Source organism: Pseudoduganella sp. RAF19 (genome assembly GCF_052114165.1).
Taxonomy (GTDB): Bacteria; Pseudomonadota; Gammaproteobacteria; order Burkholderiales; family Burkholderiaceae_D; genus Rugamonas.
The window spans coordinates 137,831-150,595 of sequence record NZ_JBFREF010000003.1 but is presented as its reverse complement, the minus strand read 5'-3'; the positions used below and the strand labels follow the sequence as shown (position 1 = coordinate 150,595).

The following is a 12,765-nucleotide window of genomic DNA, read 5'->3' as shown; positions in this document are numbered from 1 at the left end:
TGGAGAACCATGAGCCTTGCCAATTCCGACCGCTTTGTTCGCACCCACCTGAAGACCCGTCACATGGTCCTGCTGGTGGAACTCGGAAGGCACGGTTCCATTCTTCATGCGGCCGAAGCGGCCAATCTTACGCAGCCGGCCGCCTCCAAGCTTTTATCCGAACTTGAATACGCGCTGGGCGTGCAGCTGTTCGAACGCCGTGCACGCGGCATCGTGCCAACCTGGTACGGTGAAGTGATGATCCGCCGCGCGGGCGCCGCTTTGGCGGAGATGGACGCCGCGCACCAGGAAGTGATGGAGTTGCTGGCTGGCCTGTCGGGCCGCGTATCGATCGGCGCTGTGATGGCGCCTTCCACCAGCCTGCTGCCGGAAGCCGTGACCTTGCTGAAATCGCGCCACTCGCGCCTGCACGTGGCCATCAGCGTCGATACCAGCAAGATCCTGCTGCAGCGCCTTCGCGCCGGGGAGCTGGATATGATGATCGGCCGCGTGCTCGACAGCGATTCGGCCAACGAACTGAATTTCGAGCCGCTGACCGATGAACCGCATCACCTGATTGCGCGCAGCGGCCATCCGCTGGCGGACCGCAAGGACCTGACGCTGGAAGATCTGGCGCATGCGTCGTGGATCATGCCGCCCAGCGGCAGCATTCTGCGCGACCGACTTACTTCGATGTTCCTCTCGCAGGGCCTGGACCAGCCGGCAGAAACCGTGGAAACGGCCTCACTGCCCGTCATTACCAGCCTGCTGGCCCGCAGCGACATGATCGTTCCACTGCCGCAGCAGGTGGTCGAGCCTTATATCAAATTCGGCGAGCTCGCCGTCCTGCCATTCGATCTGGGCTTGCGCATGGATGTCTACGGCATCATCACGCGCCGCCAGCACCGCCTTGCCCCGGGCGCCCAGGCCATGCTGGACACCCTGCGCGAAGTCGCCGCAAAGCTGCCCCACTCCGCCTGAGCTATCACCATTCGGCATAGCAAAACGCAAATTAGTAATTGGATCGGCATCGCCGTAACGGGTACGATCTCCATGAATAAGTGGTGCGTTTTGACCGGCCTTCGGGGCCGGTTTTTTTATTCCACCAGCACCGGATAAAGCGAGGCAAGCAGCAGCGCTGCCATCGTCAGGTTGAAGATGCGCACCGACTTCGGATCGCGCAGCACGCGCTGCATATTGGCTCCGAACGATGCCCAAGCGCCGACGCAGGGCAAGCCGATCACGATGAAGATCGCGGCAATGATCAGCACATCGCGCAAATGGAAGCCGTGCGGCAGATAGTTCGTGACCGCGCTCACGACCATCATCCACGCTTTTGGATTCAGCCACTGGAAAGCCGCCGCGCCCACAAAGCCCATCGGCTTCGCGACTGCCTTGCTGCCCTCACCCATCGGCTTCGCATTGGCCAGCTTCCATGCCAGCCAGGCCAGATATGCCGCGCCCAGATACTTCAGCACGACCTGTAACACCGGCACAGTCTCGAACACCACATGGAGCCCCATCCCCACGGCCAGCACCATGATGGCCACGCCGCAGCAGATGCCAATCAAATGCGGCACCGAACGCGCAAACCCAAAATTCAGTCCGGACGCGAGCATCATCATATTATTCGGTCCGGGTGTGATGGTCGTAATGACCGCAAAAGCGCAAAACGCAAGCAGCTGATCGGAAGACATGGCAGGACTCTCAGGACAGGTATTGTTATCAATACTCTATCCCGACAAACCAATACAGTCCCTGCACACTTTTCCATTCTTCCGCCAGAACCGTACTGGCCGCCGGACCGGTACACCGATGCGCCGGAAAGTTGGCAGCTCAGCGGCCGGAGGACGACACAGGGCAAAAGCCGAGGCGCGGATCAAAAGGATCGAGCCACAACGCCTTGCGCTCGTACAGCGCCGGGTCAAGTTCCCGGTTGGGCAGCTCGATCCGTTTGCGTCCGCACAGCGAGGCGCGCTGGAGATCCGCGCCGTGAAAGCGCAGCACCAGCTTTTCAAGCGAGCCATCCCTCACCATGGCCTCCATGCCCGCCGCCAGGCGCGCGTGCAAGTGCGGCGCGTGCGGCGACACCATGAACATGGACGGGATCTGATCATGCAGCAGAAAGCTGTCCTCCACGGCCAGGTTGGGATAGTCGCGCCGCCGAGTATCCAGCTCGCGGAAGATTTCATTGACCCCGCGCGGGAAATAATCGAAGCGTCCCGCCATCAGCATATCGAACAGCCCATCGTAATTGCCGCCGGTGACCACGGTGAAGCCGTTATCCTGCAACGACGTCAGCGTGACCCAGGCCGAGCCCGAACCGGCCCGCATCTGCTTCAGCTGCGCCGCGTTCAGGGTGCGCAGCCGGGCCTGATTGCGCTTGTCGATCAAGGCAATACGCCAGGACTGCACGCCCATATCGATCGGCACCGGCACCATCTTGAGGGTGCTGGCCCATTCCGCATTGACGGGATAAGCCGTGACATTGATGATTTTGCCCTCCCGCAGCGCGGCAAACAGGCGCCGCCGCTCCATGTGGGCCGGGGCCAGTTCCAGCCGCCAGGGGCCATACTCGGCTTCAGTGCGTTTCAGGACGGTACGCAATAGAGCCTGTGCATATTCGCGCCGGAAGTCGTTCGGCGAGGTGGGACGGTCGAAGATGACCACGTCCATCGCCATCGCCGGCCCGGCCAAAAGAGCCAGGCAAAGCATCAAAGATCGCCGCATTGAGGTCCGATGCTAAAAATGCAACCTAGTATTGGTTATGTCCGAACACATCTTAGCGCAGGCGCGCCGAGGGGGCGACGGCTTTATAATGGCGGTTTTACATCCCACCCACCAAAATCATGTCTGCACAACTGATCGACGGAATCGCCCTCTCCCAAAAACTGCGCGCCGAAATCGCTACCCGCGCCGCTGCCCTCACCGCCAAAGGCAAACAGCCTGGCCTGGCCGTGATCCTGGTCGGCGAAGACCCGGCCAGCCACGTCTACGTGCGCAACAAGGTGAAAGCCTGCGGCGACGTCGGCATCCATTCCCTGCTCGAGAAGTACGATGCAGACCTGACCGAACAGGCGCTGCTGGACCGCATCGCGGCCCTGAACGAAGACCCAACCATCCACGGCATCCTGGTGCAGATGCCGCTGCCCAAGCACATCAATCCGCACAAGGTGATCGAAGCCATCTCTACTTCGAAAGACGTAGATGGCTACTCCGTGCTGAGCGCGGGCGAACTGATGACCGGCCTGGAAGGCTTCCGTCCTTGCACGCCATACGGCTGCATGAAGCTGATCGAATCGACCGGCATCAATCTGAAGGGCAAGCACGCCGTGGTGATCGGCCGCTCGAACACCGTGGGCAAGCCTATGGGCCTGCTGCTCTTGCAAGCGAATGCCACCGTCACCATCTGCCATAGTGCGACCCCGGACCTGGGCTACCACACCCGCAAGGCCGACGTGGTCGTGGCCGCCGTGGGCCGCCGCAATACGCTGACCGCCGATATGGTCAAGCCGGGCGCCATCGTGATCGATGTCGGCATGAACCGCGACGATAACGGTAAGCTGTGCGGTGACGTGGACTTCAACGGTATCAAGGAAGTGGCATCGCATATCACCCCGGTTCCCGGCGGCGTTGGTCCGATGACCATCACCATGCTGCTGATGAACACCATCGAGTCGGCGGAGCGCGTTTAAACCCTGACACCGGGGTCAGACCCAAGGGTCTGACCCGAATTGAGGGTCTGAAGAATGGAGAGAAAATGACTGACACTACCCTGGACAATCCGCTGCTGGACTTTTCCGGCCTGCCGCGCTTCGATGCGATCAAGCCGGAACACGTTACTCCCGCCGTCGAGCATCTGCTGGCAAAAAACCGCGAGGCTGTGGCCACGCTGGAAAAGCCGGGCGACAGCGTCACCTGGGATAACTTCGTGACGCCGCTGGAGAATGCCACCGAGCTGCTGGGCCGCGCCTGGGGCATTGTCAGTCATCTCAACAACGTGGTGGATACGCCCGAGCTGCGCGCCACCTACAACGAAAACCTGCCGAAAGTGACCGAGTTCTGGACCGCCCTGGCCCAGAACGAGAACCTGTTCGCCAAATACAAGGCCCTGCGCGCCAGCACGGAATTCAACACCCTGTCCCCGGCGCGCAAGCGCATCGTGGACAATGCGATCCGCGACTTCCGCATGGGCGGCGCCGAGCTCCCGGCGGACAAGAAAGAACGCTTCGCCGACATCCAGGAAGAGCATGCCGCCACCTCCACCCGCTTCAGCGAGAACGTGCTGGATGCGACCAACGACTGGAAGATGGTGATCGCGGACGAAGCCGAACTGGCCGGTCTGCCGGACGACGTCAAGGCCGCCGCCAAAGCGCTGGCCGACAAGGAAGGCAAACAGGGCTTCATGTTCACCCTGCACTTCCCATCCTACTACCCGATCCTGCAATTCGCCGATCAGCGCGAACTGCGCGAAAAGGTCTACCGCGCCAATGCCACCAAGGCTTCCGGCCTGGGTGAAATGTTCAGCGAGCGCGATAAGTGGGACAACACCCAGAACATCGTCAGCCTGCTGAAGCTGCGCGAAGAGGAAGCTTCCCTGCTGGGCTATAAGAATTTTGCCGAAGTGTCGCTGGTGCCGAAGATGGCGCAAAGCCCTGAACAGGTGATCTCCTTCCTGGAAGACCTGGCCAGGCGCGCCCGCCCCTTCGCGGAAAAGGATTTGAAAGAGCTGCAGCAATTCGCATCGAAAGAACTGGGCATCAATGATCTGCAGGCATGGGATCTGCCATACGCCTCCGAAAAGCTGCAGCAGCACCAATACGCCTTCTCGGCCCAGGAAGTGAAGCAATACTTCCCTGAACATAAGGTGATCGACGGCCTGTTCAAGCTGGTGCAGAATCTGTTCAGCGTGTCGATCGTGCAGGACCAGGCGCCCGCATGGCACAAGGATGTGCGCTTCTACCGCATCGAGCGTGATGGCAAGCTGATTGGACAGTTCTATCTGGACCTCTACGCCCGCGCCGGCAAGTCCGGTGGCGCATGGATGGACGATGCGCGCGGCCGCCGCATGAAGGAAGGCGCGCTGCAAACGCCGGTCGCCTACCTCACCTGCAACTTCACCGAGCCAGCCCTTATCGACGGCAAGCTGCAGCCATCGCTGTTCACGCACGATGAAGTGATCACGCTGTTCCACGAATTCGGCCACGGCCTGCATCACATGCTGACGAAGGTGGAAGAGCTGGCGGTGTCCGGCATCTCCGGCGTGGAATGGGATGCTGTGGAGCTGCCATCGCAGTTCATGGAAAACTTCTGCTGGGAGTGGGATGTGCTGAGCCACATGACGGCCCACGTCCACACCCAGCAACCGCTGCCGCGCGCGCTGTACGACAAGATGCTGGCTGCGAAAAACTTCCAGTCCGGCCTGCAGACCTTGCGACAGGTGGAGTTCTCCCTGCTGGACATGCATCTGCATTACGACTACAAGCCGGAGAACGGCAAGTCGGTGCAGGATGTGATCGACGAAGTACGCCGCAAGTTCTCCGTGATTGTTCCGCCGGCCTTCAACCGCTTCCAGAATTCCTTCGGCCACATCTTCGCCGGTGGTTATGCGGCGGGCTACTACAGCTACAAATGGGCCGAGGTGCTGTCGGCCGACGCCTACGCGGCCTTTGAAGAAGCGGCTGCGCTGGATGGCGGCAAGATGTCGACCGAAACGGGCAAGCGCTTCCAGCAGGAGATTCTGGCCGTTGGCGGTTCGCGCCCTGCACTGGAATCATTCACGGCTTTCCGCGGCCGCGAGCCGACCATCGACGCGCTGCTGCGTCACAGCGGGATGGCCGCATGATGCGCCGCGCCGCCCTGCTGGTGCTGCTGTGTGCCGCTGCGGCGGCCCAGGCGCAGATGTACAAATGGAAGGACGATAAGGGCGTAACCCATTACACGGACACGCCGCCTCCTGCGTCCGCGAAAAAGGCCGAAGTAAAGAGTTTCAACACCGGCGGCAATCCCGACCTGCCGCCCGAACTGGCGGACGCCGTACGCGCACGTCCCGTGGTGCTGTACACGACCGCCAACTGTGCGGGCTGCGAGCAAGGCCGCGCGCTGCTGAACAACCGCGGCATTCCTTTCCGCGAGCGAACCGTGACCTCCGCCGACGATCAGGCAGCGCTGAAGGCTGCCGGCAGCGATGGCCAGCTGCCGCTGCTGACTGTCGGCCGCACCAAACAGGTTGGCTTCGAATCGTCGGCCTGGGACGAGTTGCTGTCCAACGCCGGCTATCCGACCATCAAGGCGCTGCCGCAGGGTTACCAGAATCCGCCGCCTGTCGCCGCAGCGCCGCCGAAAGGCCCAAGCGCCGAGCAAGTCGCGCAGGACTCCGCGCGCGCAGCGGCGGCCGAAGAGGCTCGCCGCAAGGCCCAGCAACAATCCAACGCACCACCTGGTTTCCAGTTCTGATATGACGCAAATCGATTTCCACAGCAATGTGGCGGACAAGATCGCCTACGCTTGCCGCCTGCTGCGCAAGGCCTACGGCGCGCGCAACCGCATCGTCGTGATGACGGAAGATGCCGAGCAGTTGGCAGCGCTCGATCATGCGCTGTGGACGTTCTCCGACGTGGACTTTCTGCCGCATGCCCACGTCAATGATCCCAAGGCGCCGGATTCGGCGATCGTGCTGACCGAAACCGATGAAGTCGAGCTGCCGCACGCGGACCTGCTGGTGAATCTGTCGCGCCGCGCGCCGACGCAGTTCGAGAACTTCCCGCGCCTGATCGAAGTCATCTCCACCGACGAAGCGGATGCCGCTGCCGGCCGCCAGCGCTTCATTGCCTACAAACGCCAGGAATTCCAGCCGTCCCATCTGACCGTAGGTAAAGCATGACCAAGTTCGACGCCAGCATCCCCGTCCTGACCGAAGTGCTGCAAGACCAGCTCCCAGCGCCCGCCGCGGCCGACGCACCGGACTCTGCGCAAGCCGCTGCAGCCTTGCGCCCCACGCCAGCCGCCTCCGAGGCCGCCGCCGGCACGCCTGCCGGCGCGGCCGTCGTACACGCCGAGCGGGCCGCCGCCTGGCCTTTCCGTGTGGCGCCTGCCGCCTCACCAGCCGGCGCGGCTGCCGCTGAAGCGCAGCCTGCCGCAGCGTCGCCCGTCGCACTGGCCGCAGACGAATCGTCCGTCGCGCCACTCGCCGAAGAAGGCGCAGTGCCGTCCACGTCGGAAGCGGCCGACGCCACCGCGTCGATTCCTGCCGAACCAATGCACGCGCAGCCCGCGGCGCCGGCGCCAGTTGCAGACGCCATCGACTGGGCGCAGCTTGAGCGCCAGGTCAGCGAGCGCGTGCTGCAGCAGCTGAGTAACCGCGTCGACTTCGTGCTGGAGCAGCGCATCAAGGACAGCATGGCCGAAGTGCTAAGCCACGCCCTGCGCGGCCTGACCGACGAGATCCGCGACGGCCTGCATGACACCATCGGCAAGATCGTCACGCGCGCCGTGCAGCAGGAAATCACCCATCTCCAGGCAAGTGCACCAAAGCAGAGCGAAAAACGTTAAATCCATGCGGAATTCCTGCTTTGCCAATTGCACGTTTTGATGTACCTTGTTCCGTGTGCAATTTTTCTTGGAGAATACCCATGCAGTTGACCAGCAAGTTGCTTCCTTTCGCCGTAGCGATGGCCTTTACCACTGGCGCCTACGCCCAGGAAGTCATCAAGATCGGCCACGTCGCCCCTGTCTCCGGCGCGAACGCACACCTTGGCAAGGACATGGAAAACGGCGCCAAGATGGCCGTCGATGACCTGACCGCCAAGAACATCAAGATCGGCGGCAAGCCGGTCAAGTTCGTGATCCAGTATGAAGACGACGCAGGCGACCCGAAACAAGGCACCAACGCCGCGCAGAAACTGGTCGACGCAAAAGTGAATGGCGTGATTGGCCACCTGAACTCCGGCACCACCATCCCCGCCTCCAAGATTTATTACGACGCAGGCATTCCGCAGATTTCGCCAGCCGCCACCTCCCCGGTCTACACCAAGCAGAAATTCAACACGACCTTCCGTGTCGTCGCCAACGACAATAAGCTGGGCGGCACGCTGGGCACGTATGCCGTGAAGAACCTGGGCGCCAAGAAAATCGCCGTGATCGATGACCGCACCGCCTACGGCCAGGGCGTCGCAGAAGAATTCGTTAAAGGCGCGAAGAAAGCCATACCGGGCGTGCAAATCGTCGGCAAGGAATTCACGAACGCAAACGCCACCGACTTCAACGCCATCCTGACCAACATCAAGTCCAAGAATCCGGACCTGGTCTTCTTCGGCGGCATGGACTCCGTCGGCGGCCCGCTGCTGCGCCAGATGAAGGCACTCGGCATCAACGCGAAATTCATGGGCGGCGACGGCGTGTGTACCGACGCGCTGTATCGCCTGTCCGCAGGCGCCGCAGCTGACGGCGTGGTGACCTGCGCGGAAGCGGGCGGCGTACCGGCCGACCAGTCCAAAGGCATCGACGATTTCCGCGCCCGCTACAAGAAACAATTCGGCCAGGACGTGCAACTGTACGCGCCGTATGTGTACGACGCGATCATGACCATGGTCCAGGCCATGCAGGAAGCCAATTCGGCCGAACCTGCCAAGTACCTGCCCTATCTGGCCAAGATCAAGCACCAGGGCGTTACTGGTCCGATCACGTTTGACCAATATGGCGACATCAAGGATGGCGCGCTGACCCTGTACACCTACAAGGCCGGCAAGAAAACCCAAATGGAAGTTGTGAAGTAAATGCAAAAGAAACTCATCGCAGCAAGCGCAGCGGCGCTGGCCTTGTCGGCTGGCGCCAATGCGCAGGAAGTGGTCAAGATCGGCTATGTGGGGCCGCTGTCCGGCCAGTCCGCCCACCTGGGCACGGACACGGGTAACGGCGCCCAGATGGCCGTCGACGACCTGAACGCCAAAGGCTTCAAGATCAACGGCAAGGCCGTGAAGTTTGTGCTGCTGTCGGAAGACGACGCGGGCGAACCGAAGCAGGCCACGTCGGCCGCGCAGAAGCTGGTGGACAGCAAAGTGAATGGCGTGATCGGCCACCAGACCTCGGGCACCTCGATCCCCGCATCCAAGATTTATTACGACGCGGGCATTCCCCAGATTTCGGCCTCGGCCACCAGTCCGACCTACACCCACCAGGGTTTCAACACCACCTTCCGCGTGGTGGCGAACGACTACAAACTGGGCGCATCACTGGGCGACTACGCCGGCAAGAAGCTTGGCGCGAAAAAGATCGCCGTGATCGATGACCGTACCGCGTACGGCCAGGGCGTGGCAAATGAATTCATGAAGGCCGCGAAGAAAGTGCCGGGCGTGCAGATCGTCGGCAAGGAATTCACCAACGACAAAGCGACCGACTTCAATGCCATCCTGACCAGCATCAAGGCCAAGAATCCGGACCTGATCTTCTTCGGCGGCATGGATTCCGTTGGCGGTCCGATGATCCGCCAGATCAAGAACCTGGGCATCAAGGCCAAGTTCATGGGTGGCGACGGCATCTGCACGGAAGCCCTGCCCAAGCTGGCGGGCAATGCCGACGACATCGTCACCTGCGCGGAAGCTGGAGGCGTAACGCCGGAGCAGGAAAAGAAGATCGACGAATTCGCGGCACGCTACAAGAAGCGCTTCGGCAAAGACGTGCAGATCTACGCGCCGTATGGCTATGATGCGGTGATGGCGATGGCGACGGCGATGGCCGAGGCCAAGTCCGCCGATCCTGCCAAATACCTGCCATCCCTGTTCAAAGTGAAGTACCAGGGCAACAGCGGCCTGATTGCGTTCGACCAGTATGGCGACATCAAGGATGGAGCGCTGACGCTGTTCACGTTCAAGAACGGCAAGAAGTCACGGATTGAAGTCGTGAAATAAAAAAAGCCGGGATGATTCCCGGCTTTTTCTTTGGCGCGTGCTTATCGCGATTACTTCTGCGCCAGCACCCATTTCACCAGGGTACGCGCTTCGGCTTCGGACACCTGCGGATTAGCAGGCATCGGGATGGCGCCCCAGTTGCCGGAACCGCCCTTCATCACTTTCTGCACCAGCTTGTCCTCGGCGTCTTTCTGGCCGGCATATTTCGCCGCGACATCCTTGTACGCAGGGCCGACCAGCTTGTTCGCAACAGCGTGGCAAGCCATGCAATTCTTGGCTTTGGCCAGATCCGCGTTAGCGAAAGCGGCTTGCGAAGCGAAGGCAGAAGCGAGCAACATACCAACCATCAGGGAACGTTTCATCATTTTCTCCAAAGTAAATCCTGCCACAATTCTAACGGTTAATACGCAGGCTTGTGCGAAATCAACGCGGAGTTGGCCGGGTGGGTTGACTCGCTGGCGAATATTGCTCCACGACAAGCAGAATCTTTTGTAAGATGGCGTTATCGGGGGAGAGACCAATGCCTATCATTCTTGTTATCGTGGCGCTGTGTGCGCTGAAGTATTTCGAAGTCTGGAAATTTGCCGAGCTGCCATGGCTGTGGATTATCGGGCTGATGGTGGTGGCCTTCATCTGGTTCGAATTCATCGAACCCATGCTCGGCCTCGACAAACGCAAAGCCCACGATGTCGATGCGCAACGCCGCAAAGACCGCGTCAAACAAAGCTTCGGCGATAAAAAAAAGAAATAACCCCACCGTGGGGTCAGATCCGACATTCGGACAATTTTTACTTTGCGCGCAAATTCAACGCGCCGGTGCTGCGCCATGACCCTTGTGCGGCTTAAGAAACTCGCAAAATGAGTCCAAATTCGCAGCCCAGGACCAGAGCCGTCATAGCGGACACAAAAAATGTCCGAATGTCGGATCTGACCCCAGGGTGTTAGCGGTGGAGCTGGGTGAGGTCGCGGACGGCGCCGCGGTCGGCGGAGGTCGTTAAGGCGGCGTACGCTTGCAGGGCTTGCGAAACGACGCGGTTGCGGTTCAGCGGTTTCCATGCGTCGGCGCCGCGCTCTTCCATCCTGGCGCGGCGATGCGCCAGTTCTTCGGCCGAAACGCGCAGGTTGATGGTGCGCGCCGGGATGTCGATGTCGATCATGTCACCTTCCTGCACCAGTCCAATTGCGCCGCCTTCCGCTGCTTCCGGCGATGCGTGGCCGATCACCAGGCCCGACGAACCGCCCGAGAAGCGGCCGTCCGTGAACAGCGCGCAAGCTTTGCCCAGGCCCTTGGATTTGATGTACGAAGTCGGATACAGCATCTCCTGCATACCCGGTCCACCCTTCGGACCTTCATAGCGAATGATCACAACATCGCCCGCCTGCACCTTGTCGCCGAGGATATTCTCCACCGCCTCATCCTGGCTTTCGAACACGCGCGCCTTGCCGCTGAACTTCAGGATGGACTCGTCCACACCCGCCGTCTTCACGATGCAGCCCTTCTCCGCGATATTCCCGTACAACACAGCCAGACCGCCGTCCTTCGAATACGCGTGCTCAAGGTCGCGGATGCAACCACTGGAACGATCCAGATCCGAAGAGGCATAACGCTCCGATTGCGAGAACGCCACCTGGGTCGGCACGCCGCCCGGCGCGGCGCGGAACAGCTGGTGCACCGCCTGGTCGTCGCTACGCTTGATATCGTATTTTTCAATCGCCTCGCCGATGGTCTTGCTGTGCACCGTGTGCTGCGACACGTCCAGCAGGCCGGCGCGCGCCAGCTCGCCCAGGATCGAAATGATGCCGCCCGCGCGGTGCACGTCTTCGATGTGGAACTTGTCCGTCATCGGCGCGACCTTGCACAGGCAAGGCACCTTGCGCGAGATGCGGTCGATATCCGCCATCGTGAACGGCACTTGCGCTTCGTGCGCCGCAGCCAGCAGGTGCAGCACGGTGTTGGTGGAGCCGCCCATCGACACATCCAGCGCCATCGCGTTCTCGAATGCTTCCTTGGTGGCGATGGAACGCGGCAGCACCGTGTAGTCATCCTGCTCGTAGTGGCGCTTGGCCAGTTCGACGATCAGGCGGCCCGCGCGCAGGAACAGCTCCTTGCGGTCGCTGTGGGTTGCGACGATGGTGCCATTGCCCGGCAGGGAAAGGCCCAGCGCCTCGGTCAGACAGTTCATCGAGTTCGCGGTGAACATGCCCGAGCAGGAACCGCAGGTCGGACAGGCCGAGCGCTCAGTCTCCGCCACATCCGCGTCCGAAACCGAAGAATCACCCGCCTTGATCATGGCGTCGATCAGATCCAGCTTGATGATCTTTTCGCCGCCATTCACAGACTTGATCACCTTGCCGGCTTCCATCGGACCACCCGACACGAACACCGCCGGAATATTCAGGCGCATGGCCGCCATCAGCATCCCCGGCGTGATTTTGTCGCAGTTGGAAATGCAGACCATGGCGTCCGCACAGTGCGCATTGACCATGTATTCCACCGAATCCGCGATCAGGTCGCGCGATGGCAGGGAATACAGCATGCCGCCGTGTCCCATGGCGATGCCGTCGTCAACGGCGATCGTGTTGAATTCTTTGGCAACGCCGCCGGATGCTTCGATCTCGCGCGCTACCAGCTGGCCCAGGTCCTTCAGATGGACGTGGCCCGGTACAAACTGGGTGAAAGAGTTCACCACAGCAATAATTGGCTTCTCGAAGTCGCCGTCCTTCATGCCAGTCGCGCGCCACAAAGCGCGCGCGCCTGCCATATTGCGGCCTTGGGTGGTTGTACGTGAGCGGTATTGGGGCATGACGTTCTCCTCTATCAAGAACTTTCAGCTTGCCTTGCCACCGCCATGTTGTCAAATATATGATTCGCATATCAGTG

At 61.0% G+C, this 12,765-nt stretch carries 13 protein-coding genes; 9 read left to right on the top strand and 4 right to left on the bottom strand.

The window, feature by feature from the left end; all coding sequences use genetic code 11:
* Positions 1 to 9: 9 nt before the first annotated feature.
* Positions 10 to 960 (top strand): LysR substrate-binding domain-containing protein, encoded by a 951-nt coding sequence (locus AB4Z19_RS08565; RefSeq protein WP_442023325.1) that lies wholly within the window; start codon positions 10 to 12, stop codon positions 958 to 960.
* Between the two features lie 116 nt (positions 961 to 1,076).
* Here AB4Z19_RS08565 and AB4Z19_RS08560 read toward each other — a convergent pair whose 3' ends face one another.
* Entirely contained in the window at positions 1,077 to 1,676 is a 600-nt protein-coding gene (locus tag AB4Z19_RS08560; RefSeq protein ID WP_442023327.1) for a LysE family translocator, read from the bottom strand.
* Positions 1,677 to 1,815: 139 nt separating this feature from the next.
* Positions 1,816 to 2,694 carry a hypothetical protein gene (locus AB4Z19_RS08555; protein ID WP_442034994.1) on the bottom strand — a complete coding sequence of 293 codons (879 nt, stop codon included), beginning with the start codon at positions 2,692 to 2,694 and terminating at the stop codon, positions 1,816 to 1,818.
* Positions 2,695 to 2,828: 134 nt separating this feature from the next.
* Here AB4Z19_RS08555 and folD point away from each other — a divergent pair, with 134 nt between their 5' ends.
* The 7 genes from folD to AB4Z19_RS08520 all read left to right on the top strand — a co-directional run bounded on the left by folD (position 2,829) and on the right by AB4Z19_RS08520 (position 9,884).
* Positions 2,829 to 3,674 (top strand): bifunctional methylenetetrahydrofolate dehydrogenase/methenyltetrahydrofolate cyclohydrolase FolD, encoded by an 846-nt coding sequence (folD, locus tag AB4Z19_RS08550; RefSeq protein ID WP_442034992.1) that lies wholly within the window; start codon positions 2,829 to 2,831, stop codon positions 3,672 to 3,674.
* 65 nt (positions 3,675 to 3,739) lie between these two features.
* Positions 3,740 to 5,824, top strand: a complete 2,085-nt coding sequence (locus tag AB4Z19_RS08545) for a M3 family metallopeptidase (RefSeq protein WP_442034991.1) — start codon at positions 3,740 to 3,742, stop codon at positions 5,822 to 5,824.
* A complete protein-coding gene (locus AB4Z19_RS08540; protein WP_442027699.1) occupies positions 5,821 to 6,435 on the top strand; it encodes a glutaredoxin family protein in 615 nt (204 codons plus the stop codon). The genes AB4Z19_RS08545 and AB4Z19_RS08540 overlap by 4 nt, the downstream gene beginning before the upstream one ends.
* Position 6,436: 1 nt before the next feature.
* Positions 6,437 to 6,862, top strand: a complete 426-nt coding sequence (locus AB4Z19_RS08535; protein WP_442027700.1) for a DNA polymerase III subunit chi — start codon at positions 6,437 to 6,439, stop codon at positions 6,860 to 6,862.
* Entirely contained in the window at positions 6,859 to 7,530 is a 672-nt protein-coding gene (locus AB4Z19_RS08530; RefSeq protein ID WP_442027701.1) for a hypothetical protein, read from the top strand. The genes AB4Z19_RS08535 and AB4Z19_RS08530 overlap by 4 nt, the downstream gene beginning before the upstream one ends.
* Positions 7,531 to 7,610: 80 nt before the next feature.
* Positions 7,611 to 8,753 (top strand): branched-chain amino acid ABC transporter substrate-binding protein, encoded by a 1,143-nt coding sequence (locus AB4Z19_RS08525; protein WP_442027702.1) that lies wholly within the window; start codon positions 7,611 to 7,613, stop codon positions 8,751 to 8,753.
* Positions 8,754 to 9,884: a branched-chain amino acid ABC transporter substrate-binding protein gene (locus tag AB4Z19_RS08520; protein WP_442034989.1), complete on the top strand. Its 1,131-nt coding sequence runs from the start codon at positions 8,754 to 8,756 to the stop codon at positions 9,882 to 9,884. It begins immediately after the preceding gene.
* 50 nt (positions 9,885 to 9,934) lie between these two features.
* Here AB4Z19_RS08520 and AB4Z19_RS08515 read toward each other — a convergent pair whose 3' ends face one another.
* Positions 9,935 to 10,246, bottom strand: coding sequence for a c-type cytochrome (locus tag AB4Z19_RS08515; RefSeq protein WP_442023002.1), 312 nt, complete (start codon positions 10,244 to 10,246; stop codon positions 9,935 to 9,937).
* A 158-nt stretch (positions 10,247 to 10,404) separates the two neighbouring features.
* Between AB4Z19_RS08515 and AB4Z19_RS08510 the strand changes: the two genes are divergently transcribed.
* Positions 10,405 to 10,635, top strand: a complete 231-nt coding sequence (locus tag AB4Z19_RS08510; RefSeq protein ID WP_442022999.1) for a TIGR04438 family Trp-rich protein — start codon at positions 10,405 to 10,407, stop codon at positions 10,633 to 10,635.
* 190 nt (positions 10,636 to 10,825) lie between these two features.
* On the opposite strand, the gene ilvD is transcribed toward AB4Z19_RS08510, so the two are convergent.
* Positions 10,826 to 12,688 (bottom strand): dihydroxy-acid dehydratase, encoded by a 1,863-nt coding sequence (ilvD, locus tag AB4Z19_RS08505; RefSeq protein WP_442022998.1) that lies wholly within the window; start codon positions 12,686 to 12,688, stop codon positions 10,826 to 10,828.
* Positions 12,689 to 12,765 lie beyond the last annotated feature (77 nt).